The organism is Micromonospora sp. CA-263727, assembly GCF_050942455.1.
In the GTDB taxonomy this organism is placed as follows: domain Bacteria; phylum Actinomycetota; class Actinomycetes; order Mycobacteriales; family Micromonosporaceae; genus Micromonospora.
The window spans coordinates 6,910,157-6,933,283 of sequence record NZ_CP192031.1; the positions used below are offsets into that span (position 1 = coordinate 6,910,157).

20 protein-coding genes and 1 pseudogene are annotated in these 23,127 nt (G+C 69.3%); 6 read left to right on the top strand and 15 right to left on the bottom strand.

What is annotated here, in order from left to right:
* Positions 1 to 102 precede the first annotated feature (102 nt).
* The 3 genes from ACQPYA_RS30415 to ACQPYA_RS30425 are packed head-to-tail and all read left to right on the top strand — an operon-like array spanning position 103 to position 3,027.
* Complete coding sequence (locus ACQPYA_RS30415) at positions 103 to 1,503, top strand: MBL fold metallo-hydrolase (protein WP_433530419.1); 1,401 nt, start codon at positions 103 to 105, stop codon at positions 1,501 to 1,503.
* A 52-nt stretch (positions 1,504 to 1,555) separates the two neighbouring features.
* The gene (locus ACQPYA_RS30420) at positions 1,556 to 2,152 is read left to right on the top strand and encodes a rhodanese-like domain-containing protein (protein ID WP_433530420.1); all 597 of its coding nucleotides are present in this window, start codon (positions 1,556 to 1,558) and stop codon (positions 2,150 to 2,152) included.
* Positions 2,149 to 3,027, top strand: coding sequence for a sulfite exporter TauE/SafE family protein (locus ACQPYA_RS30425; protein WP_433530421.1), 879 nt, complete (start codon positions 2,149 to 2,151; stop codon positions 3,025 to 3,027). Before ACQPYA_RS30420 ends, ACQPYA_RS30425 begins: the two co-directional genes overlap by 4 nt.
* A 63-nt stretch (positions 3,028 to 3,090) precedes the next feature.
* On the opposite strand, the gene ACQPYA_RS30430 is transcribed toward ACQPYA_RS30425, so the two are convergent.
* From ACQPYA_RS30430 to ACQPYA_RS30460, 7 genes are all read right to left on the bottom strand, one after another.
* Entirely contained in the window at positions 3,091 to 3,699 is a 609-nt protein-coding gene (locus tag ACQPYA_RS30430) for a hypothetical protein (RefSeq protein ID WP_433530422.1), read from the bottom strand.
* 101 nt (positions 3,700 to 3,800) lie between these two features.
* Positions 3,801 to 5,033: an RNA polymerase sigma factor gene (locus tag ACQPYA_RS30435; protein WP_433533691.1), complete on the bottom strand. Its 1,233-nt coding sequence runs from the start codon at positions 5,031 to 5,033 to the stop codon at positions 3,801 to 3,803.
* 68 nt (positions 5,034 to 5,101) lie between these two features.
* Complete coding sequence (locus tag ACQPYA_RS30440) at positions 5,102 to 5,437, bottom strand: YciI family protein (protein ID WP_433530423.1); 336 nt, start codon at positions 5,435 to 5,437, stop codon at positions 5,102 to 5,104.
* 164 nt (positions 5,438 to 5,601) lie between these two features.
* Positions 5,602 to 6,342 carry an urease accessory protein UreH domain-containing protein gene (locus ACQPYA_RS30445; RefSeq protein WP_433530424.1) on the bottom strand — a complete coding sequence of 247 codons (741 nt, stop codon included), beginning with the start codon at positions 6,340 to 6,342 and terminating at the stop codon, positions 5,602 to 5,604.
* The gene (locus tag ACQPYA_RS30450) at positions 6,339 to 6,989 is read right to left on the bottom strand and encodes a hypothetical protein (RefSeq protein ID WP_433530425.1); all 651 of its coding nucleotides are present in this window, start codon (positions 6,987 to 6,989) and stop codon (positions 6,339 to 6,341) included. Before ACQPYA_RS30450 ends, ACQPYA_RS30445 begins: the two co-directional genes overlap by 4 nt.
* A 56-nt stretch (positions 6,990 to 7,045) precedes the next feature.
* On the bottom strand, positions 7,046 to 7,678 hold the full coding sequence (locus ACQPYA_RS30455) for a hypothetical protein (protein ID WP_433533692.1): 633 nt from the start codon (positions 7,676 to 7,678) through the stop codon (positions 7,046 to 7,048).
* A gap of 96 nt (positions 7,679 to 7,774) precedes the next feature.
* Positions 7,775 to 9,724, bottom strand: a complete 1,950-nt coding sequence (locus ACQPYA_RS30460; protein ID WP_433530426.1) for a fibronectin type III domain-containing protein — start codon at positions 9,722 to 9,724, stop codon at positions 7,775 to 7,777.
* A gap of 221 nt (positions 9,725 to 9,945) precedes the next feature.
* Here ACQPYA_RS30460 and ACQPYA_RS30465 point away from each other — a divergent pair, with 221 nt between their 5' ends.
* The gene (locus tag ACQPYA_RS30465) at positions 9,946 to 10,470 is read left to right on the top strand and encodes a hypothetical protein (protein WP_433530427.1); all 525 of its coding nucleotides are present in this window, start codon (positions 9,946 to 9,948) and stop codon (positions 10,468 to 10,470) included.
* A 1-nt stretch (position 10,471) separates the two neighbouring features.
* Here the strand turns inward: ACQPYA_RS30465 and ACQPYA_RS30470 are convergent, their stop codons facing one another.
* A complete protein-coding gene (locus ACQPYA_RS30470) occupies positions 10,472 to 11,137 on the bottom strand; it encodes a TOPRIM nucleotidyl transferase/hydrolase domain-containing protein (protein WP_433530428.1) in 666 nt (221 codons plus the stop codon).
* Between the two features lie 222 nt (positions 11,138 to 11,359).
* On the opposite strand from ACQPYA_RS30470, the gene ACQPYA_RS30475 reads away from it, so the two are divergent.
* The gene (locus tag ACQPYA_RS30475; protein WP_433533476.1) at positions 11,360 to 12,565 is read left to right on the top strand and encodes an IS256 family transposase; all 1,206 of its coding nucleotides are present in this window, start codon (positions 11,360 to 11,362) and stop codon (positions 12,563 to 12,565) included.
* Between the two features lie 40 nt (positions 12,566 to 12,605).
* A pseudogene (locus tag ACQPYA_RS30480) lies at positions 12,606 to 13,157 on the top strand (ionic transporter y4hA); the annotation flags it as partial.
* A gap of 68 nt (positions 13,158 to 13,225) precedes the next feature.
* Here ACQPYA_RS30480 and ACQPYA_RS30485 read toward each other — a convergent pair.
* The 7 genes from ACQPYA_RS30485 to ACQPYA_RS30515 form a co-directional block, all read right to left on the bottom strand.
* A complete protein-coding gene (locus tag ACQPYA_RS30485) occupies positions 13,226 to 13,939 on the bottom strand; it encodes a DedA family protein (RefSeq protein ID WP_433533693.1) in 714 nt (237 codons plus the stop codon).
* A 194-nt stretch (positions 13,940 to 14,133) separates the two neighbouring features.
* Positions 14,134 to 15,732: a hypothetical protein gene (locus ACQPYA_RS30490; protein WP_433530429.1), complete on the bottom strand. Its 1,599-nt coding sequence runs from the start codon at positions 15,730 to 15,732 to the stop codon at positions 14,134 to 14,136.
* A gap of 189 nt (positions 15,733 to 15,921) precedes the next feature.
* Positions 15,922 to 16,254, bottom strand: a complete 333-nt coding sequence (locus tag ACQPYA_RS30495) for a hypothetical protein (RefSeq protein WP_433530430.1) — start codon at positions 16,252 to 16,254, stop codon at positions 15,922 to 15,924.
* 169 nt (positions 16,255 to 16,423) lie between these two features.
* The gene (locus ACQPYA_RS30500; protein ID WP_433530431.1) at positions 16,424 to 17,038 is read right to left on the bottom strand and encodes a lytic polysaccharide monooxygenase auxiliary activity family 9 protein; all 615 of its coding nucleotides are present in this window, start codon (positions 17,036 to 17,038) and stop codon (positions 16,424 to 16,426) included.
* Positions 17,039 to 17,276: 238 nt separating this feature from the next.
* A complete protein-coding gene (locus tag ACQPYA_RS30505) occupies positions 17,277 to 18,062 on the bottom strand; it encodes a spermidine synthase (protein ID WP_433530432.1) in 786 nt (261 codons plus the stop codon).
* Between the two features lie 436 nt (positions 18,063 to 18,498).
* Positions 18,499 to 19,728 carry a DUF6907 domain-containing protein gene (locus tag ACQPYA_RS30510; RefSeq protein ID WP_433530433.1) on the bottom strand — a complete coding sequence of 410 codons (1,230 nt, stop codon included), beginning with the start codon at positions 19,726 to 19,728 and terminating at the stop codon, positions 18,499 to 18,501.
* Positions 19,729 to 20,158: 430 nt separating this feature from the next.
* Positions 20,159 to 23,041 (bottom strand): restriction endonuclease, encoded by a 2,883-nt coding sequence (locus ACQPYA_RS30515; RefSeq protein ID WP_433530434.1) that lies wholly within the window; start codon positions 23,039 to 23,041, stop codon positions 20,159 to 20,161.
* Positions 23,042 to 23,127: the final 86 nt, after the last annotated feature.

Here is a 23,127-nt window from a genome sequence, read left to right on the forward strand (position 1 = left end):
ACTTCGCGGCCCGTCCGGCGGAGCGCGCGAACTCGACCAAGGGAGAAGACTGCGTGCCGCATACCCCCGGGGGTATGCGGCACGCGAGGAGAGGAGTTGGGCATGGCGGTACGGGTATCGGTCGTCGCGACCTCGTCCCTGGGCGATCGCAGCTATCTGGCCAGCGACGGCCAGGTGGCGGTCGTGGTGGACCCGCAGCGGGACGTCGACCGGATGGTGCACCTCGCCGGAGCGGCGGGGGTACGGATCACGCACGTGGTCGAGACGCACATCCACAACGACTACGTGTCCGGCGGGCTGGAACTGGCCCGGCTGACCGGCGCGCACTACCTGGTGGCCGCGGCCGACGAGGTCGCCTTCGACCGGCTGCCGGTCACCGACGGCGACGTGGTCGAGGTCTCGGAGACGCTGCGGCTGCGGGTGGTGGCCACCCCGGGGCACACCTTCCACCACCTGTCGTACGTCCTCGACAGCACCGACGACGGCGGGTGGACCCCGGTCGGGGTCTTCACCGGCGGGTCGCTGCTCTTCGGCACCACCGGTCGCAGCGACCTGCTCGGCAAGCAGTACGCACACGAGCTGGCCCACCACCAGCACGCCTCGGCGCAGCGCCTGGCCGAACTGCTGCCCGACGGCGCGCAGGTGTGGCCCACCCACGGCTTCGGCAGCTTCTGCTCGGCGAGCCAGTCCGACGCCCCGGAGTCGACCATCGGCCGGGAGAAGCAGGGCAATCCGGCCTTCCGGCTGGCCGCGACGGACTTCGTCACCGAGACCCTGGCCGGCCTGGACGCCTACCCGGCCTACTACGCGCACATGGGCGTGACCAACGCCGCCGGCCCCGCGCCGGTCGACCTCACCCCGGTGACCCGGGCCGACGCCGGGCAGCTGCGGGATCGGATCGCGGCCGGGGAGTGGGTGGTCGACCTGCGACACCGCAAGGCGTACGCGGTGAGCCATCTGGCCGGCACGGTCAGCCTCGGCCTCGACGGGCCGATGTCGACCTGGCTCGGCTGGCTGATCGACTGGGGCACGCCGATCACGCTGCTGGCCGAGACCCCGGAACAGGTCGCCGGGGCCCAGCGCGAACTGGTCCGGATCGGCATCGACCGGCCCGCCGCCCAGGCCACCGGCGCCCCGCAGCAGTGGGCCACCGGCCCGGCGGAGCTGCGGGAACTGGCCGTCGCCGACTTCCCGGCGTTGGCTGCCGCGCTGGTCGGAGACGTCCCGGCCGGGCTGCCCGCCCCGCAGGTCGTGCTCGACGTGCGGCTGACCAACGAGTGGCGGGCCGGTCACCTCGACGGTGCCGTGCACGTGCCGCTGCCCGACCTGCGCCGACGCCTGGCCGAGCTGCCGCCCGGCCCGGTCTGGGTGCACTGCGGCTCGGGCTACCGCGCGACCGCCGCCGCGTCCCTGCTGGCCAACGCCGGCCGCGACGTGGTGCTCGTCGACGACCTGTTCGAGCACGCCCAGCCGGCCGGCCTCCGGTTGTCACCCGCCGCCTGACCTGTCACCGGGCACCTCGGACCGCCGCACCGTGACGACCAAGGAGACGAACATGAGCACGAACCTTCCCCCGACCGTCGACGCGGCCACCCTGCGCGCGCTGCTCGCCAGCGGGCGGGCGCCCCGGCTGCTCGACGTCCGCACTCCGGGCGAGTTCGAGACCGCGCACATCCCCGGCTCGTACAACGTGCCGCTGGATCTGCTTCGGGAGCACCGCGAGGAACTGCGCCGCCACCTCGACGAGGAGGTGGTGCTGATCTGCCGCTCCGGTGCCCGCGCCGCCCAGGCCGAACAGACCCTGGCCGGGGCCGGGCTGCCCAACCTCAGGGTGCTCGACGGCGGCATCGTCGGTTGGCAGGCCGCAAGCGCCCCGGTCAGTCGGGGCCGGCCGCGCTGGGATTTGGAGCGCCAGGTCCGCCTGGTCGCCGGCTCGATCGTCCTGGTCAGCATCCTGGCCTCGGTGTTCGTGCCGGGCCTGAAATGGGTCGCCGGGTTCATCGGCGCCGGGCTGACCTTCGCCGCGCTCACCAACACCTGTGCGATGGGCCTGCTGCTCAGCCGGCTGCCGTACAACCGCGGCGCCAGCTGCGACCTGGACGGCGTCGTCGGTCAACTGCGCGAGGGAACGCCGACCGGGACCCGGCCGTGACGACACTCGCGCTGACCGTGGCCGGCGCGGTGCTGATCGGCGTCAGCCTCGGCCTGCTCGGCGGTGGCGGCTCGATCCTCGCCGTGCCGCTGCTGGTCTACGTCGCCGGGCTGCCCGCCCGGGAGGCGATCGCCACCTCACTGCTCGTCGTCGGCATCACCAGCGCGGTGGGCGTGCTGCCGCATGCCCGCGCCCACCGCGTACGGTGGCGCACCGGACTGATCTTCGGCCTCGCCGGCATGGCGGGCGCGTACGCCGGTGGCCGGCTCGCCGGGTACGTCCCGCCGACCGTGCTGCTGGTCGCCTTCGCGCTGATGATGCTCGCCACCGCCACCGCGATGCTCCGCGGCCGGCCCGGCGACGCGAACCCGTCGACGCCGGACGGCCTGCCCGTGCTGCGGGTCGTGCTGGACGGGATCGTGGTCGGCCTGGTCACCGGCCTGATCGGCGCCGGTGGCGGCTTCCTGGTGGTGCCCGCGTTGGCCCTGCTCGGTGGCCTGCCGATGCCGGTCGCCGTCGGCACCTCGCTGGTGGTCATCGCGCTGAAGTCCTTCGCCGGCCTGGCCGGTTACCTCTCCAGCGTCAGCCTCGACTGGGGCCTGGCGACCACCGTCACCGCCGCGGCGGTCGCCGGCAGCCTGCTCGGCGGCCGGCTCGCCGGCCGGGTCCCGGCCGAGCTGCTGCGCCGGGCGTTCGGCTGGTTCGTGGTGCTGATGGGCGTGTTCGTCCTCGCCCAGCAACTACCCGCCGAACTGCGGTCCGACCCGCTGCTCTGGGCGGCCGTCGCGGTGGCCGGCGCTGCGGTGGCCGTCACGGTGCTGCTCCGGCATCGCCGGCGCGCCCCGGTCAGCCGGCCGGCGACGCCTCGGGGCTGATCGGCAGCAGCACGCGGAACAGGGTTGCTCCACACCTGGCCCGCCGGACGCCGGCGCACCCGGTCAGGACGAGACGGGCGTCACCACCGTGAGGGTACGAAACACGATCGTCTCGCTGAACGTCGTCCCGTCGACCTGGTACGCGTAGCAGCCGGGGCCGCCGACCGTCGTGGTGGCCGGCAGGTCGGTGTCCGGGTCGGTCAGCTCGGCATAGTGCCCACCGTCACGGGGCTCACCGGTGTAGGAGAACTCGACCGCGGCGGTGCCCGGCCCGTCGATGCGCCCGGCCCGCACCAGCACCGGCCCGGTGTAGCCGGAGGCGAGCCACCGCACCTTCACCGTGTAGCTGCCGTCCGGGTGCCGGTCCTGGTCGCGCAGGGGCAGGGCGGCGTCGGGAAAGTAGTCGGCGATCGGGTACACGGGGCCGGGCCCGAGCACCCGGTTCGCCCGTCCGGGCTCGGACCAGGGCCGGGCTCTGCTGACCGGGCAGTCCTCGCCTCGACCCCCGCTGGGCAGCCGCAGGGGTGGGGCAGTGAACGCGCCGGGCGCTGCCGACGCGGAGCGGGTCGACGTCGGCGGGGACGCCGTCGGGGTGGCCTCGGGTGTGCCGTCGCAGGCCGCCAGCGCCGACACGAGTGCGACGACCACCAGTGCCCGGACGAGTCTCACCACCCGGGCAGTATCGGCCATTCCGCTGCGCTCCTGCCGCCCCGGCCGGACGACATGCCCCGTTTCAAGGTTATTGTCCCTTCCAACCGGCGGGGCCGGCGCGGCTATCCGGAGCTGGCCCGGTCGAGCAGGGCCCGACGCTCGGCCGCATTGGGTGTCCGGGTCGCTGCCGCGCGGAACAGCGCCGCCGCGCGCTCGCGGTCGCCCTGCCGCGCGACGAGATCCGCCTCCACCGCGAGCGCGGGCGGATAGTCGTCGAGCGCGCCGCCGGCCCGGGCCTCGGCGAGCAGCGCCAGCCCCACCGCCGGCCCGTACGCGTATCCGTGCGCCACGGCCCGGTTGAGCGCGACCACCGGGGTCGGCTGAAGCCGGACGAGTTGGTCGTAGCACTCGGCTATCCGCCGCCAGTCGGTCTCCTCGACGCGGGACGCGGTGGCGTGGCAGGCCGCGATCCGCGCCTGCCACGCGTACGGGCCGTGCTGCGACAGCCCACCGAGCAGGCGTACGCCCTCGGCGATCGCGGCCCGGTCCCAGCGTGACCGGTCCTGCCGGCCGAGCGGGACCAGGTCGCCGTTCGGGTCGCGGCGGGCCGCGTGGCGGGAGTGCTGCAACAGGAAGAGCGCGAGCAACGCCAACGCCTCCGACTGCTCCGGCATGAGCCGGACCAGCAACCGGGCCAGCCGGATCGCCTCGTCGGCGAAGGCCGGCTCGCCGTCCGCGTCGTAGCCCTGGGTGAACAGCAGGTAGAGCACGGCCAGCACCCCGGGCAGCCGCTCGGTGAGGGCCGCCCCGCACGGCACCTGGTACCGAATCCGCGCGTCGGCGATCTTCGCCTTGGCCCGGGTCAGCCGCCGGGTCATGGTCGACTCGCTGACCAGGAAGACCCGGGCAATGTCGGCGGTCGGTACCGCGCAGATCGTCCGCAGGGTCAACGCGACCCGGGCCTCCAACGCGAGGGCCGGGTGGCAGCAGGTGAAGATGAGCCGCAGTCGGTCGTCCACGACCTCCTCCTCGGCCGGTTCCGTGGTCGCGGCGGTGAGCGCCAGCACCGCCAGGTCACGCAGCTTGCGTTTCTCGACCGAGGCCCGCCGCAGCAGGTCGAGGAGCCGGTTCCGGGCCACCGTCATCAGCCAGCCGCCCGGGTTGGCCGGCACGCCGTCCACCGGCCAGCGGTCCAGCGCCCGGGCCAGCGCCTCCTGCGCGCAGTCCTCGGCCAGCGTCCAGTCACCGGTGATCCGGATCAACGCCGCGACGATCCGCGGGTACGCGTCGACGGCCGTGGCCGCGACGACCTGCGCCGCCGCGGCCCGGCCCGCCCCCGTACCCCCGCTGCCGATCGGGGCTCGGTCGGGCGACGCCCGACGAGCCACGCCCCCGTCGCGCCCAGCGGCCTGGTCCGGTTCGGTCACTGATCGACGTCGGCGAAGGGCCGGATCTCGATCCGGCCCTCCCAGGCCATCGGGTGTGCCCGAGCGACCTCGATCGCCTCGTCGAGGTCCGCGCACTCCAACAGGTCGAAACCGACGATCATCTCCTTGACCTCGGCGAACGGGCCGTCGGAGACCAGCAGTTGGCCGTTGCGGACCCGTACCGTGGTCGCGGTCGCCGCCGGCGCAAGCTGGGCACCCTGTAGGCGCCGCCCGGCGGCGTCGTTCTCCGCCACCCAGACCTCGACGTCCGGGTGGTTCTGCGGCTCCGGGTCCGGTTCCACGTCGGTGCAGACCAGCATCATGTACTTCACGTCAGGGACTCCCTGTCTCGTCGTCACGAAGAGTGGTTCCACGGTCATGACGAACGGCGGACCGGCCATCCGGACAGCCGCACAGTGCCCATCTTCGGCAATGTCGCCGGATTCGGCGCGCGGTGAATCCGCCACGTGCGCGGCTCCCGGTGCATGGCTCCGGGTCAGGCGGTGAGGGTGGAGACGGCGGCGGCCACGTAGAGACAGCCGCCGAGACAGACCGCCGCCCCGGCGATCGCCGGGGTCCAGGCCGACACGCTGGACGCCAGGGCCCATTTTCGGGTGCGACCGGCCAGCATCGCGTGCCCCCGGATGGTCAGCACTCCCACACCGGTCAGGGTCAGCGCCATCCCCGCTCCGAACGCGAGCACGATCACCACCGCGCCCACGGAGCGGCCGGTCAACAGCCCGCTGACCAGGATGAGGAAGGCCGACGGGGAGGGCAGCAGTCCCCCGCTCAGGCCGAGCGCGACGAGGCCGCGCCGTGACCAGGGGTCGACCGGGTCGTGGTGATGGTGGTGGTGATGGGTGTGCCCGCGCCGGCTCAGGTGCCGGCGGATCAGGTGCGCGCCGACTCCGATCACCACGAGCCCGGCGAGCACCTGGAGCACGGCGGTGATCGTCTTCGTGCCGAGGCTGGCCGCGCCGCTCAACCCGGTCCAGGCCAGCGCCAGCAGCAGGACGGAGAACGTGTGCATCACCGCGACGATGACGCCGAGGCGCACCGCGTCGACGTAGCGGCCCCGCGTGCCGACCAGGTAGGCGGCGGTGATGCTCTTGCCGTGCCCGGGTGCCACGGCGTGCGCGGCGCCCACCCCCACCGCCACCACCAGGGCGACCCAGAACAGGGCGCTGTTGTCGAACAGGGCCAGCAGTCGCTCGTCGAGCCCGCTGAGGCCGTTCATCTTGTGCTCCGGGTACGTCGTCGGGACAGGACGAGAAGCAGTGCGCCGAGCCCACCGGCGGCCGTGATTCCGACGGCCAGCCCGGCGGCCGGTGCCGGCCCTCCGCCCGACCGCGAGAAGTCGACCTGGTGGGTGCCGTCGGTCGCGGTGTACAGCGACTCTGCGGGCGTCGCCGATTCGGCGCGCAGCACCGTGCGGTACGCCGGGTTCAGGTCGGTCAGCGCGGTCACGGTGATGTCGAGCGTGCTGACCGGGGCGGGGCAGTCGAAGGTCAGGCGGGCGCCCTGGGCCAGCAGCGCGTCCAGCGGCTGGAGTTCTCCCCGGCAGGGCTGGCCGTCCTGGCTGACCGTGATCCGCTCCCGGAGGTAGTCGCGGACCGCGGTGGAGCCCTGGAGCTTCTGCTCACCGGTGAGCTGGGTGGCGACCGGTCCGGTGGTCGGGTCCTCGAACGCGCCGAGCGACTGGCCGAGCGCGACCCAGTCGTCCTCGGCCGGTTGCCAGGAGATGTCGACCCGAGCGCCGTCGACGGCGACCCGGGCCAGCGTGGGTGGCCCGAAGGGATGGGCGGCGGCGGGGGCGCCGGTCGTCGCCACCAGCGTCACCCCGGCGGCGAACAGCATCCCGGCCAGACTGCTTCGGTGATTCATGATCGTCTCCGGAGCACGGTGTGGGGCTCGCTCGGGCGAGCCCCACACCGGGTTCCCTACTCGAAGAGGGACAGGGTCAGGGTCGAGGTGTAGGCGCCCGCCGCGACATCACCCGGGGTCCGCAGGAACAGATCCGCGTTCACCGAGTACGCGTCACCCGCCACCGCACCCGAGTCAAAGGTCGACACCAGGAGTTCCTGGTCAACCAGACCCACGTTGTTACCCGGCTGCGTCGCCTCGTCCAGAACCGTCACCACCTCTTCACCCTCACTGACCAGGCCAGTGTCACCACCGTCGATCAGACGCGGCTTCCAGCCCAGATGCCCGGCACCGATCGGGGCCTGACCCGCCGAACCGACAAAATCGGTCGCGCTGCCCAACACCGCCCACGCGGCACCCTCCGGCACCTCATCCGCCGTCCGGGTATCGGTCACCGTCACCGTCGGCAAAGTGCCGACGAACTGACGCACCAGCAGCGTCGACCCGTCCTCGGTCAACGCCACCGAATCCGCCGCCACCGACATGGCCAGCACACCCGGCTCCCGAATCTCCTCGATATCGACCGTCACCCGCACGTCCGACTCGTCACCCGGCTCCGCCAGAGCCGGCGACGCCATCGCCACCGACCCGGCCAGAAACGCGCCCGCGGCGACCGCCGCAAAGAGGCGCTTGCGATTCACTGCGTTCATACGATGCTCCGTTGGCACTCGTGCTTGCTGAACTGATGGGGTCATCCGACGAGCAGGTGGTGGCGGCGCCCGGGACGGCGCCACCACCACGAAGGGCTAGCTACAGCTGAGCGCGGTGAACGGAGCCTCGACCTGCATGGTCACCGACTCATCGTTGACGGTCCCGGTGACCTTCACCGTGGAGACGCCGGCCGACACCGACTTGGCCCGGCTGTTGAACGCCTGGTTGGCGGACTGCCCGGGGGCGACGCCGGAGACCGTCCGCGAGCCGTACGGGGTGACCAGCTCGATGGTGAGCGGCACACCGTCGGAGTTACGGGCGTTGACCGAGACGTACACGTTGGTGCCGACACAGTGCGTACGGGCCTGCACATCGACGTTCCAGCCGGTCAACGTGATGGCCGGGCTGGTGATCTTCTGGTTGACGCTGGACAGGAACACCTCGTAGGCGCTACCCGCGTTGACCGTCGCCGGCACGGTCAGTTCGTAGTTGATCCGGCCCAACTCGTCGGCGGTCAGGTTGGCGATGAAGATTTCGTCGCCGCCGCCGACCTTGCGCAGCGAGGCCGCGACCTTCTCGGCCGGGTCGTAGCCGTACGCCGAGACGTTGACCTTGCCCTTGACCGTGGTTTCGGTCTTGTCGACCGTCACCTGCTGGCCGACGGTGTTCTCCGGCGTACGCAGCTCGTTGACGGTGCGCTCGCCCGCGTCGTTCTTGCGGATCAGGAACCCGTCGTGGTGCACGCCGTTGGCGTAGCGGGACTCGTAGCGCAGGGTGCCCTGCTCGACGTCGATGAGCTGGTAGAGCTGGGTGTTCTCGCTGGTGCTGGTCACCTCGGCACCGTTACCGGTCCAGTTCTGACCGTTGTTGAGCGCGTACATCTTGCCGCCGGAGACCGAGACGGCGTAGACCGTGCTGTTGTGCACGGCCGCCGACTTACGGGCGGTGGTCACGTTGCCCCGGCCGTACGAGTGGTCGTGGCCCTGGAGCACCAGGTCGACGCCGTACCTCTCGAAGAGCGGACCCCACTGGCTGCGGACGTTCGGGTTGTTGCGCGTGCCGGTGGTCGAGTAGACGGGGTGGTGGAAGGTCACCACCGTCCACTTGTTGGGGTTGTCCCTCAGCACGCTCTCCAGCCAGGCGGTCTGCGCGGCCATCAGCGTGCTGTTGCTCTGGTAGTTCGAGTCCAGGGCGATGAACCGGACACCCTGGTAGTCGACGTAGTAGACGGTCTGCTTCAGCTCCGCGTTGCCCGGGCCGTTGTCCGGGTACGGGAACTGCGGGCGCCAGAACTGGGACAGGCCACCGCTGTACTCATGGTTACCCGGGACCGAGATGTTGTTGACCTGGCCGTCGATGAAGCTACCGGCCTTGTACCACTGACCCCACTGCTCCTCGCTGTTCGCCGTGTCGATGAGGTCACCGGCGTTGACGATCGCCTTGGCCTGCGGCCGGTCGGCGAACGCCTGCCGGAACACGCGCGGCACCGCGGAGTCGATGTAGTTCTGCGCGTCGCCGTAGTAGATGAACGAGAACGGCTCGAAGTCGCTGGCCGCGGTGGTGAAGTCGATCCACTCGCTCCAGTTGGTGCCGTCGCCGACCCGGTAGGTGTAGCGGGTGTTCGGCTTCAGGTCGGTGAACTCGACCGTGTGGTAGGTCGAGGCGTATCCGAGCGAGGTGTTGACCGGGGTGCTGGAAAGAGCGGAGAGGCGGGTCACCGCCCCGGTGGGGGGAGCCACGTCGCCGAGGGCCCGGGGGGCTTCGAGGATCTCGGCCCGGGCCCATTCCGCGGGGGCCTCGGCACGCCAGGTCACCCGCTGCGAGGTCGACGGTGTGGTGGTCGGGGTGAGCATGATCCGGTCCGGCATCGGGGACGGCTTGTGGATCTCGGCGGCGGGGAACTTGGCTGGTGGGGCGTCACCGAAGGCGGCGGGGCTGATGGCCACGCCACCGACGAGCAGAGCCGCGGCGCCGATCGCCACGATCTTTGCCCGGCGGCTTCCGATGCGCCAGGGGAACGTCTGGTCGGTCAAGACTCTGGTCACCCTTCAAAGAGGAAGCGGAGAGCACCGTCGACCGCCTGGACGGTCGCCGGGCCGTCGTCATTCGCCCAGCCGCGCTCAACCAGGTGACTACAAGATCCTTTCCAGGACGTGAACACTCGCCGGAACAGCGACGTGACCAGGAAGTGTTGGTCCGCCGGTCATCCGCCCGACACCCACGCATGGCTGCCGTTCAGGGTTTCGTTCCTACGATCGGGACCGCTATGACCAATCAGGACACCGCTCCCGACCGAGCCCCGGCCACCCGGCATCGCTTGCTGCGTGGGGGCGCCGCGCTGCTCTGCACGGCGGTTCTGCTCGGCACGCTGGTCGGCAGTTCCACCCCGAGTTCCGCCATCCTCAAGGACGAGCACTTCATCACCGCGCAGACGCCGGGCATCCTCGACATCGAGGGAGGCGAGTGCTTCGACGACCCGGCCGACCTGCCGGAGGCGGGCGGCGTCGTGGTCGTGTACCGGCCCTGCGCGCAGACGGCGGACAACCAGTCGTACGGCTTCGTGCACGCCGACGTGGATGCGGCCTGGGATCCGGCGGCACTGGCCGCGTTCGCCTGGCGCGCCTGCCGTCAGCTCTTCGTCCGGACCTGGCCGGATGACCAGGCCCGGGGGCTGCGCTTCTATCCGATCCTGCCGACCGTCGAGACGTGGGCCGACGGCGACCGGGATGTGATGTGCGTGGCCTACCGGCAGGGCGGCAGGTTACCGGGCTCGATGCTGCCGAAGTGGTGAGCTAACTCCCGTCGACCGGTGGCACCACCGAGGCGAGCACCGCGTCCAGCGGGGGCGGGACCCGGTCCAGGTCGAGGGCGTGCACCAGCAGCCGGGCGTACGCCTCCTTGCGGCCGGACCGGGTGCCGATGAAGCGGTGCAGTTGGGCGGCGAGTTCCCGGCCCTGCTGCGCGGGTTGCCGCTGGAAGAGCCGGAACGAGCGCAGGTCTCCCTCGACCGCCAGCACCTCCTGTACGCCGTCGGTGCTGACCGCTCGGATCAGCTCGTCCTCCAGGTCCCGGACGCAGACGTGGAACCCGAGTTCGGCGATCCGCGCAGCGGACGCGGCGGTGCCGAAGCCGGCCCGGTCGAGTCCGCGCCGGACGAATCCCTCCTCGGCCGCGTCGTAGAGGCCGGCCAGTCGCACTCCGCGGCCCCGGGGCCCGAGCAGTTCGAGGAAGTGGCCGATGTTGGTGGCACCGCCCATCGGCAGCACCCGTACGCCCTCGCCGGCCAGGTCCCGTCCCCGGCGTACCGCGAGGGTCTCCACTGCGGCCAGGTCGCTGGCCCCCTCGACCAGCAGCACGGTCCGGGCATCGCGCAGGATGTCGATCTCGATCTGCATCCCCACCTCCCCACCGCTCTCGGCCATCATGCCGGGGTCGGGCGCACCCGGCCAGGTCGCCACGCTTGATCATGTCGCTGGCAGGATGGCAACGTTGTTGCGTTTAGCGTTTTGTGCGGGGGTCAAGTCCTTTTTCGAAGATTGTGATGGTGGCGTGGAAGGGGACTGTACAAATAACGGCTGATTGACCGATCAAGGGAGAGACGCCAGATGACGACCGAGGCCACCGTGGGACAGCCGGCCGTGGGGCCGGTGGGTGCGGTCACGGATGAGCAGTTGATCGCGATGCTGGTCGATCGGGCTCGTGGGGACGGGCTGAAGCTGACCGGCGAGGGCGGGCTGCTGCAGCAGTTGACGAAGCGGGTCCTCGAATCGGCGTTGGACGGGGAGATCACCGACCACGTCGGCTACGACAGGCATGACTCGGCGGGTCGGGGTAGCGGGAACACCCGTAACGGCAGCCGGACCAAGACGGTGCTCACCGACGTCGGGCCGGTCGAGGTGCGGGTCCCACGCGACGCGGCGGGGACGTTCGAGCCGCAGATCGTGCGTAAGCGGCAGCGGCGCCTGACCGGTGTCGACGACATGGTGCTGTCGCTGTCTGCTAAGGGCCTGACCCACGGGGAGATCGCCGCGCACCTGGCCGAGGTCTACGGCGCTGAGGTGTCCAAGCAGACCATCTCCACGATCACGGACAAGGTCATGGACGGCATGGCGGAGTGGCAGAACCGGCCCCTGGACCGGGTGTATCCGGTCGTGTTCATCGATGCCATCAACGTCAAGATCAGGGACGGGCAGGTCGCGAACCGGCCGATCTACCTGGCCATGGCGGTCACCGTCGACGGCCACCGTGACATCCTCGGTATCTGGGCCGGTGACGGCGGCGAGGGCGCCAAGCACTGGCTGCACGTGCTCACCGAGTTGAAGAACCGCGGCGTGGCCGACGTGCTCATGCTGGTCTGTGACGGGCTCAAGGGACTGCCGGAGGCGGTGGAGACGGTCTGGCCGCGCACAATCGTGCAGACGTGTGTGGTGCATCTGCTGCGCAACTCGTTCCGCTACGCCGCCCGGCAGGACTGGGACAAGATCGCCAAAGCGCTGCGGCCGGTCTACACCGCACCGACCGAGGACGCCGCCACCGAGCGGTTCCTCGAGTTCGCCGAGGCGTGGGGCCGTAAGTATCCGGCGATCGTGAAGCTGTGGGAGAACGCCTGGGCGGAGTTCGTACCGTTCCTCGCCTTCGACGTCGAGATCCGCAAGGTCATCTGCTCCACGAACGCGATCGAGTCGGTCAACGCCCGTATCCGCAAGGCCGTGCGAGCTCGTGGCCACTTCCCGAACGAGCAAGCCGCACTCAAGTGCGTCTACATGGCCTTGATGAGCCTCGACCCGACCGGCGCGGGCCGCCGGCGCTGGACCATGCGCTGGAAGGCACCTCTGAACGCCTTCCAGATCGCCTTCGAAGGCCGGCTCACCCCGGCCAACCACTGACCACCTCAACAACCAAGATCAGCCGTTAACTTGACACTCCCTGATGGTGCAGACCGGCCGACACCGCGACTACTTCCTACCCGTCAACCGCGAGGGCGAGGTACTTCCCGAAGAAATCCACGCCGACCCACCCACGACCGGCCGCGCCCTGGCCAGCCTCGGCCTGCTCCTGGTCGCCCTGGTGGCCGTCGTCGGCGACGCGAAGTCGGTCTCACCCGCGATCGAATCCGGCGTCGCCGCCGTCAACCTGCCCCCGGCGTTCGTCGGCGTCATCATCGCGTTGCTGGTGCTGCTGCCCGAAACCCTCGCGGCGGCTCGCGCCGCCCGCCGCGACCGGGTACAGATCAGCCTCAACCTCTCCCTCGGCTCGGCCATGGCCAGCATCGGCCTCACCATTCCCGCCATCGCCATCGCCTCCATCTGGCTGGAGGGGCCGCTACTGCTCGGCCTCGGCGGCACCGAGATGACGCTGCTCGCCCTCACCGTCATCACCGGCGTGCTGACCGTCGTGCCGGGCCGGGCCACCCTCCTACAGGGCGGCGTACACCTGGTGCTGCTCGCCGCCTTCGTCTTCCTCGCCGCCAGCCCCTGACCACCGCCAGCCGGGCAACGGGCCGGGCCGGGAGTCCGGCTCGGCCCGTTGCCCGGCTGGACGGCGCGTCAGTGCTTGTCGAAGTGCTGGCGGGTTTCGCGGATCGCCTGCTCGGCCGCCGTCCGCTCCTCCGGCGTGGTGCCGCGCTTGGCGGCGAGCCGGGCGCGGAGAAGCTCGATGGCGATCGGGAGCACGGAGATCACGACGATGGCGATCAGGATGTACTCGATGTTGCTCTTGACGAAGGGGATCTGACCGAGGAAGTAGCCGAGGACGGTGACCCCGGTGCCCCAGAGGATGCCGCCGATGATGTTGTAGATCACGAAGGTGCGGTAGTTCATCCGGCTGACGCCGGCGACGATCGGAGTGAAGGTACGGACGATGGGCACGAACCGCGCCAGGACGATGGAACGTGCGCCGTACTTCTCGAAGAACTCGTGGGCCTTGAGCAGATTTTCCTGCTTGAACAGGCGGGAGTTGGGGCGGCGGAAGAGCGCGGGCCCGACCTTGCGCCCGAACAGGTAGCCGACCTGGTCGCCGGCGATCGCGGCGATGGTGATGAGAAGACACACCAGCCAGAGCGGGTAGGTGATGTACTTGCCGTCGGCGACGAGCAGGCCAGCGGTGAAGAGCAGCGAGTCTCCGGGCAGGAAGAAGCCGATGAGCAGGCCGGACTCGGCAAAGACGATCACGAGGATGCCGAGCAGCCCGAACGTTGAGATCAGCCACTCCGGGGCGAGCCAGTCCGGCCCGAGGGCCAGAGTGGTGGTGGGCGTCGGCACGACGATGACCTCCGGTGTCACGAGCACGTTTGTCGCCACGACGGCGCGGCGTCCGTAGTCTAGGTCGCTCCGGATACCCCGCGTGCTCGACATCACAACCATTACCGCCGACCCGGCGGATTGTCTCTTGCACGCGCCTCCGGCAACCCCCCGGTCGCCCGGTTCGCCGGAGGCGCCTCCATGCCCGCCGTTGCTCAGCCGATCGCGTACGCCCGGATGATCGTCACGTCGGTGTAGCCGCCGGTGGTGTCGGTGACCCGGGCCCGCAGCGAGACCGCACCGGAGGTCGGATTGCCGACCGCGGCGGTCCACGTTCCGTCGACCTTCTTGACCTTCACCGACCGCCAGGTCTTGCCGCCGTCGAACGACGCCTTCGCGGTGACCGTCTTCACCTTCGGGTTCGTGCCCAGCTTGGCGTCGACGTAGAACTTGGACCGGCTCAGCTTCAACCTGACGTCGGTGCTGCTGCCCGGCTTCGCCCGGTTGTAGAGGTTCAGGCCGATGGGCAGCATGGTGACCGCGTAGACGGGGGCCGTCACCGACGTGTTCGGCTTAGCCTTGAACCGGTACGTGACGCTGGTCTTCGGCGACAGCATCCCGGCCGGCGAGATGATCTCCGGGTAGTAGCGGCTCGCGTCGTTGGTGAGCTTGTACCAACCGGACTTCGTCACCTTGTACTCGAGGTACTTCTCGTTGGGCTCCCAGCCCTTGTCCCTGACCGTCTTGACCGTCTTACCGCCGAAGGTCAGGGTCGCGGTCGCCTTGTCGCCACCCTCGACGTTGTACCGGGGAAACCCGGGATCGGCGAACATGCCGTTCAGCGAGTAGGAGATCCGGCCGCCGAGCACCACCGGCAGTTGCGCCGACGGCCCCCAGGCGGAGCGGAAGAAGTGCAGGTCGTACGACTTGCCGGCGACGATCTTGCGGGACACCATGTAGCCGCCGACGTTGACGTTGGAGCCGTTCCTGGTCTCCGAGGAACTGCTGGCCCGGATGTCCCACCTGCCGGGTGACAGATGCACCTTGGTCCGGTACGGCTGGTCGGCGTTGAACAGGCCGGCGTACATCTGGCTGCCGCAGACGCGCTCGATCGGCTGCACCGCCAGGTCGCTGCCACCGGTGGTCACGCTCGGACCCTGCCGGCCCGTCACGTTCACGGTGCCCAGCGAGGACCGTTTGAAGGTCTTCGACAGTCCACTCGGGACGCCGCTGCTTCTGGTCTGCATGACCACGTAGCTGTCGACCAGGCCGGAGCCGTCACTCCATTGCCGCATCGCGGAGAAGGCCAGCTTCTTCGACGTGTTCGGGATCACGTACAGGCTGCCGTCGCCCCAGTCCGAAGCCTCGACGTGATAGCTGGCGGAGTCGGACCTGGTGCAGATCCGCGCCGCGGTCCGCGTCCAGATCCCGTCACCGGTAAGCGCCGGGCTGAGGCCGATGGTGATCTTCTTACCCTTGCGGGCGTCCACGGTCGTCCTACTGGCACCGGAGACCTTGACGGTCCGCGCGCCGAGCGTCGCCGCGGAGCCGGTCCTGACCGAGGCGAGCACCGCGTAGCTGCCCTTCGGCAACTTCCTGGCCGTGTTGGACTTGACCGAGCGGCTCTCGTTGGTGGCGAGGTTGACCACCGTCGTGCTGACGGTGACCTTCTTGCCGTTGCGGTCCAAGGTGGTGATGGTCAGCGTGTTGCTCGCGGCGACCGCCGGAGCACCGGCACCGACCAGGATGGCCGGCACCAGGACCGACGCGACGGCAACTCTGGTGAAGGCGCTGCGGCTGTGAGAAGAGAACAATTTTCCGAATCCCCGTGAGTTGAGGCCAACCCGCCGTACGACATCAGCGGAAACATCGATGCTAGGCCACGGACGCCCGGCCGCGCTGTCCCACCAGTCCCGGCTCCGGAAGCGGGACGGGGGGGTGGGTGACCCGGGTGGCGCAGGTCCGCCACCTGCCGTCGAGGCTTTCGGTGCCCGCAGGGCGCTTCAGCCCTCGATCGGTGGGCGGTCGATGTTGAGGTGGAAGGCGCGCTCCTCGGCCTCCTGACGGGCCGTGACGAAGTCACGCTGCCAGTCCTGGGCGGCGTCCGGGATACGCGCGACCACGTGCTCACCGTGCACCCGGCCGTCCGCGTCGGTCAGGCTGACCCCGACGACGGTGTGCCCACGCCCCGGGATGGCGTAGTGGCGCACCACCCAGCGGGCGGACATCTGCGAAGCATGGCGTCGGCGTCGGGCACCGGCCGTCACTGCCACGGAAACCAGCAGGACGGCGGTCAGCACGACGATGGAGACGGCCAGGAACGCGATGATCCGCACCCACCCGAGGCTACCGTGCTTCGTGCCGGCGGTGCACCGTACGGAGACGTCGACAGGCCGCCCGGAATGCGATCAGGGGCGGTCCCCATCACGGCGGAATCAGCCCCGAACTCCGGCCCAGGACATCGTCCTGGGCCGGAGCGGAGCGATGATTGATCGGCCGCGCAGATCAGACAATGTTGATGTCACTGCACCACATGTACGTCTGGTCCATGTGCGACGCCTTCCAGATCACGAAGAGGACGTGGTGTCCGGTGCGTCCGGAAGTCGTGACGTTGAATGAGATGTTCTGTGCCGGCGCGTACCGCCCGGTCTGCAAGATCTGGTCGACGTTCCCCCAACCGACGCGCTGGGTGGTCGGGTTGAACCCCTGCCGGGTGAGGTAGACCCGGAAGAAGTCAGCGCCATGGCTTGCCTGGTCGTAGAACTGGAGCGTGAAGCTGCGGCTGACCGTCGTCGTCCGCCACGCTCCCGGCTGGTTCAGGGTGTCGTTGCGGGAGAGGGCGTTGCTGCACAGCTGCCCATCGGGCGTACGGGCCTGGTACTGCCCGGCCAGGCCGTCCCGCAGCGCGCTCATCCAGTTCCACATGGTGTCGGGGTTGGCCTGGAACGCCCGGTAGCACATCGGGTCCTGCGTCTGCATTGCCGGATCCATGTGCCGGCTACCCCAGGCCTGCCAGCACTGGTAGGCACGACTTGCCGGGTTGATGACGGTGCCGTGGGCCTGGGCGGCACCGGCCCAGGGCAGCATGCCGACCACCATGGTGAGTGCCAGGACCAGCACCCGAATGGGCTGGCGGACGGCGGACCGGGATTGCCGGCCGGATTGATGGGAGTGGTGTGTACGCACGGTGCATCCTCCGTTCCGAGGCGCTCTCAGGGACGGTTTGGGAGCGCTTCCACCGAGTATCACACCAATCAGCCTCTATATCAATGATCGTCTATTGATATAGAGGCTCCGCAAGGTCAGTTGTCGATCGGCCCCGGAACTTTACGAGATCATCCGGGCTGCCGCCGTAGAGCTATCCGGGTCTCTCGTCGGTGCGCGGCCGGGCACCGGCAATGAACGTGTCCAGCGCCGACCCGTGCAGCACCTCACCGGGCAGCGGATCACGCCGCGCCCGCACCACCAGGCGCGCCACGGGCAGTCGCTGCGGGCGCAGCGCCGCAGCGAGCACCATGTTGCCGTACCGCCGGCCACGCAGCATCCGCCGGTCGGCGACGACGCACACGTCGGCGAAGACCGCTCGCAGGGTGGCCGCCTGCACCCGGGTGAGACCCAGGGGCGGCAGATCGGTGACGTTGACCAGGTAGATGCCCTCCGGTCGCAGCACCCGGGCGACCTCCGCAGCGAACGCCACGGTGGCCACGTGCGGCGGCATCCGGGCCGCCCGGTAGACGTCGGCGAGCACCAGGTCGTACGCGCCAACGGGGCCAGCGGCGACCGCCTCCCGCGCGTCGCCAACGCGGATCTCGACACCGCCCGGCCGGGGCGGCAGGTCGCGCTCGACCAGCTCGACCACGGCCGGATCCCGCTCGACCACCACCTGCGCCGAGCCGGGCCGGGTCGCGGCGACATAGCGCGGCAGGGTCAACGCGCCACCCCCGAGGTGCAGCACGTCCAGCGGCCCACCGGCCGGCGCGGCGAGATCGACCACGGCGGCCATCCGGCGCACATACTCGAAGTGCAGGTACGAGGGATCGGCGAGATCCACGTACGACTGCTCGACGCCACCGGCCAGGAGCGTACGCCCGGTGGGCCGGGCCGGATCGACAACCAGCTCGATCCGGACATCGGATGCCTCCATGACCCGGCAGGCTAATCCACCCGGATGGACGGGTAGTAAGGCTCTGTAGTTGCAGATGGCTAGCCGGAAAGAAGCCCCTAGCTGCCATATGGCCTGCTAGAAGGCTGTCTGCGCGCCCGAAGGGACTCGAACCCCTAACCTTCTGATCCGTAGTCGGAGCCGGGCAAAGCATCCCTAAAGCTGTCGCAGACTCCTATAACGTACTGGTTCAGCCGCCTCCGTCCAGACGGAGTGGTGTTTCGTTTCTGCTGGTCCAGGCGTTGGGCTCAAGGGCCACCACCATCGGCGGGCGGTGAAACCGCTGCGATGCTGGAACAGTCGCGCCCGTGCTGATGCGGTGCCCAACATCCGAGCACCAACGGAGCACCACACGATCAGCTCGCCGCCACCGTACGGGCATCCACCCACCATCGGCGTTCATCGAATTCGGCGGTAGTTAGGCGGCGTTGGGGGACTGCTGGGCTGCGTGTCGCTGCCAATCGACGGTTGCCACCGAGGCCGTACGAGTCGCCGCTGCTGTAGGTAGATCAGCCGGGGTCGGGTCGACGTTGCTGCCGACGATGGCGGCACGTGCGTGTCGCAGGGCCGCGATAAGTCGGTCGACGCCACGCCCGTTGAGATCAGTGCCGTCGCCCTTCGTGGTGAGGTAGACGGACGGCGCGTGGTTCGGGTCGTCGTCGTGCTCCAACGCGACCTTGACGTACGAGTCACTGCAACCCTCGCCTGGCACGCGGTCGATGACCATGGAGTGTAGGAGCATGTTTCCTGGTGTTCGTGCGTCCAGGATCTCTCGTTTCGAGTGGCCGTCGCACCATGTGATTCGGTGTGGGCACGGATAGTGGGCGGTGCCGCGCTCGTACCGCAACGGGACGGGGTGGTGCGCCGGTGTGACGGCGGTGTCCGGTGCTTTGGGCAGCAGTGGCGCCGCTTGGCTGTCGTGGATGAGACGCCGCAGTTCGCCGGCCAGGGTACGGGCTTCCGCGGGGGTGAGGGTGATGCCGGCCATCTGCGACTTGGTTATGTCGATCGTCCCGATCGACTCGCGGTAGTGGCGGAACACCATGAGTTCAAGCCACTCCGGGCGGTCGGCGGTCGCACGTTCCAGATGCAGATCCACCCTAACCATTGCATCCTCGCACAGGTCGGGCATGTGGACCCGGTCCTCGTAGAAGCCGTCGACGTCGTGCGTTGCCTGGCACCAGGAGGGGCACGATGCGGTCGACCAGAAGGGCGACCCGGCCGCTGGTGGTGCGATCGGTAGGGGTTCTTCCCCACGCTCGGCTGCCGAGACGAGTTTGTTCGCGAGGTCGCTGGCCTCCGCCACGGTGCAGGTAAACCAGGTTTCCTCGGCCCACCGGTCACGGAAGAACCGGAGGGCCGGCTCGACCTCGGCGGGCCGCTGAACGAGTTTGACGTGCAACCGCGCGGCCTCGTACCGGCGTTCGACGGGGATCTTCGCACCGTGGTCATGGGCATCGGCCAATGACAGCCGCATCTGGACCGCGGCACTCTCGTGACGCCGCTCGTCCAGCTTGTCATCGTCGAAGTGGCCGAACACGCACCACGAGGGCTCTGTGCCCACCATCCAGAAAGGCCGGAAGACCGGCGTCGGCGCGGGGATCTGACTCAGGCCCGCAACCGGGTTGTCCGTCCCAGCCAATGCCACGGCCGAAGTCGGTTGGCCCGCCGGAACCGGGGGGTGCGCCGAAACCGGACGGACCACGGTCAACGACCGCGGAGACCGGCCAGGGCGAAGCCTGCGGTCCTTCGTGCCCGTCCTCCGTCGGCCCAAGCTCTTCGACATCGCGCTTCCTCTCCCGTCGGGGGCGCTACCACGCCCGGCTCGCCTGCCCCCTCGCCGTTCGCGCGGGAAGGCCCCGTCAATATCCGCCCTCCACAACCGACACTGTCGGACGCTATGTGCGCTTTTGTCCCTTATGTAACCGACGCTTGCTGCGTCATGTGCTGCGGCTGTCAGTCCCCCGACCGGTCGTGGATAGAGCAGCGCTGAGACCCCGACTGGCGATCGATGGCGGACCTCCCGGGGTGTCGATTCGCCCGCCCTGAGCGCGACTTGGCCGATTCAGCCGAGCGAGTTAGGAGTTGCTGGGACTGCGATAGCGGTTGCCGCCGTATGTCTGGAGCGCGCGGGCGACGAGGTGGCGGCGAGTATGGAGGGTGTTGAGGGGGCAGATGGCGACCGCGTTCAGCTTCGGCAGGAAGCGCGGCCCTCCGCCGCTGCTGGTGGACTCCGGGAACAGCTCAGGGTTGGTGCACCATCCCACGAGGTGGCGGGTGCCTGCTTCGAGACGCATGATCTCGACGCGATCCAGAGCCTGCCAGGGGAGCCAGTAGGTCCCGCTGCGGCTGTAGACCTGAATTCCCGCCCTGCCGATCTCCAGGCGGGTGGGGTTCCTGGCCATGTTGGCGAATCCGATGGTGGCAAAGACAAGGAACGCGTCGAACAGGCCCAGCAGGGCCTTGGCGATGAGCGGGATGTCGGCTGTGGCGATGATCATCGCCAGCAGGGTGATCAGGAGTGTGGTGATGCCGACGATCGTCCAGTACATGCCGCTGCTTGCGGCGAATGCGACATAGTCCGCGGGTGGGTTGCCTCGGTCCGGACGGGAGAGCACCCAGTCGCCATGCTCACGAGGCGGCTCGACCAGCGGCTCCGTCGGGGTGCTCACCGCTTCAGCTCTGGGCGTGGGCCGATCTTCCCGAGTGGGTTGTGACGGCGTGGGGCTCCGGCGTGGAGGTTGGCCGCCGTCAACCAGTCGTCGCAGGTCCCAGATGGCGAACCAGAGGAGACCGATGAAGGGGATACCGAAGCAGGCGTTGCCAATCACCGCATTCGCCACGGTGTTCGGCTCCCACTGCCCGGTCACGGTGATACTGATCGCGCCGATCTCGCCTACACCCAACACAAGCGTCACCAGCCACAGAAGGCTGCGCCCGATCCACTTCCAGGTCCTCAACCTGCGGGCCCGCCCCGCGACGGTTCGAAGGTCGGTGATGGTGTGTAGGCCGATCGGTAAGCCGGGCCGCGACAGTGGGGTACGAACCCATTGGCTGAGCGTCTCTCGATCCGCAGGAACGAGCCGGCCGCGGACAGCGTCCTGCCAGGCGGTCCTCAACCCATCGGCGAAGCCGACGACATAGGACACCGAGGGCGTGAGCTGTGCATGCGCCACGCGAGCGGGCGCGGCGTAGACCCCGAGGAACTGTGCGATCGATGGTACCCAGTCCGGCACTGTCTCCCCGTGAACAGCGTGCCCAGAAACGATGCGGTCCCAGTGGTCTCGCCATGGCCTCAGCCAGCTCGCGATCTCGAAATTGGTGGCAAGGAGGCCCTCAAGGGCGTACAGGGGAATAGCCACGGCCGCGGTTACACCGTCGGCGTAGCCACGGCGCTGCTCGGTGAGGCGCTCGTCGGCCGACATGCCGTGATTGACGGGCACGCCGGCATCCGCCGCCAGGGGCCGTTCGATGGGCACCCGAACCGCTGGTGGTCCCGCGACCGCTCTCGCCACTGCCCTAACCCTGCCTCGTGCAGGTGGAGTGGCCTCAACCGGTGAGACCCAGGAACCACCGCCACCGACCTCCGGCTCCGGCCGGCGAGAAACCCCGCCGTCGGCAGGCCGGTGGCCGACGATTTCGACCTCCGCGACTGCGAAGTAACCCTCCTTGGCGCGGTGACGCCCGATGACGAAGAGCGAATCGTCGGTGCGGCGGACGAGCGCGCCGGGGAGCCCGGCGATGCTGCTGAGCCGGCCCAGCGGTCTGTGTTCTTGCGTGTCGAGGTCGAACCGCACCAGCGTCAGATCGTCCGAGACCGTGACGACCTGCCGTTCGTTTAGGGCGGTCAGTGCAAGCACAGGTCCTGCCGGTGCCGGCAGACGTCGCTCCACGTCGAGCTGCGATGACAGTAGGAGAAGGTCGGCTCCGTCTGACACCACCAGTCTGGTGCTGGTCAGCCAGGCTGCCGCCGTGACCGCAAGGGGCAGTTCGTACCATTCTTCATCGCCGACTTGCGTGCCCAGCCTGATCAAGCGAGCCGATGCGACCCCTGCCGATCCTCGATCAAGACACCAGGCTGATCCGTCGGGATTCATCAGCAAGTGGCTGTCGTCGAGGTCCGCTGCCCCACTGGACACCACGGTCAGCTGGCCCGCCGCCCACCGGCCGACGCCATATCCCCGGGCCATGAGAAGCGCCCCATCCGCCATGGCCAGCGAACCGTTGCTGCAGCCGAAGACAGGCGCAACCCATTTGGAACGTTGAGCCGGCAGGTCCACCGCGAGGATGCCCTGTTCGAGGGTCAGCAAGGGTCTGCCACCCCGGTCGACGGCGACTCCCGCACGCCGCACATCGGCATGATCGACGGCGCCGACGGTGAAGACTCGCAGCAGTCCGTCCGCGCCTTTCGCTACCGGCTCGCGCGTCACTCTGGGCGTCTCGGGTCGATGCTTCAGGAGTTCGTTGAGTGGTGTGTAGGCGCGGCCGTGGAAGGAAGCGGCGTCAGTGACCAGCTCGAAGAGTTCCTGCGGCGGCACGAAACCGCTGAGCATCGCCTCCCAATGGGACTGGTCGAGCAACAGCACATCCAGACGCCGGCCCTTGTCGACTTCGTCTTTGGCCTCGTCGGTGAAACCCTTGATCGCCAGGAAGACCCCGGTCACCCCTGCCATGCGCTGCTCGACGCGTCGTTGGAGCTTCGCGATCGGCCCCGTCCCCGTCTTGGCCTGCTCCCACTTGGCCTCCAGAATGTAGCGCCGGCCCGCGTGGCTGAAGACAACGTCCAACTCGCCGACGCTCCGCTGATCCGACTTCGCTCGCAGACCAAAGCTCGTCAGAAGTTCGGCGATCATCCCGTTGAACCGTTGGCCACGCGCTTGTCGGGTCAGCCCGGAGCCCGGCTGGCGAAGCGCGCCGTACTCGGCAACAAGCCTGCGCCATCTAATCGGGTCCTCAAGCACCACTACATGCTGTCGCATCACGCTCACTGGTCAACAACCACACGGACAAAGAACCGACCAGACAGGTCGAGTCGATACCGAGGCCA

Bases quoted from the DNA above. Each gene is read 5' to 3' on its own strand.
- ACQPYA_RS30505 (WP_433530432.1), bottom strand. From the start codon at position 18,062: ATGGAGGCATCCGATGTCCGGATCGAGCTGGTTGTCGATCCGGCCCGG.
- ACQPYA_RS30475 (WP_433533476.1), top strand. From the start codon at position 11,360: ATGCTGGTCGATCGGGCTCGTGGGGACGGGCTGAAGCTGACCGGCGAG.
- ACQPYA_RS30420 (WP_433530420.1), top strand. From the start codon at position 1,556: ATGAGCACGAACCTTCCCCCGACCGTCGACGCGGCCACCCTGCGCGCG.
- ACQPYA_RS30415 (WP_433530419.1), top strand. From the start codon at position 103: ATGGCGGTACGGGTATCGGTCGTCGCGACCTCGTCCCTGGGCGATCGC.
- ACQPYA_RS30445 (WP_433530424.1), bottom strand. From the start codon at position 6,342: ATGAACGGCCTCAGCGGGCTCGACGAGCGACTGCTGGCCCTGTTCGAC.
- ACQPYA_RS30455 (WP_433533692.1), bottom strand. From the start codon at position 7,678: ATGAACGCAGTGAATCGCAAGCGCCTCTTTGCGGCGGTCGCCGCGGGC.
- ACQPYA_RS30465 (WP_433530427.1), top strand. From the start codon at position 9,946: ATGACCAATCAGGACACCGCTCCCGACCGAGCCCCGGCCACCCGGCAT.
- ACQPYA_RS30450 (WP_433530425.1), bottom strand. From the start codon at position 6,989: ATGAATCACCGAAGCAGTCTGGCCGGGATGCTGTTCGCCGCCGGGGTG.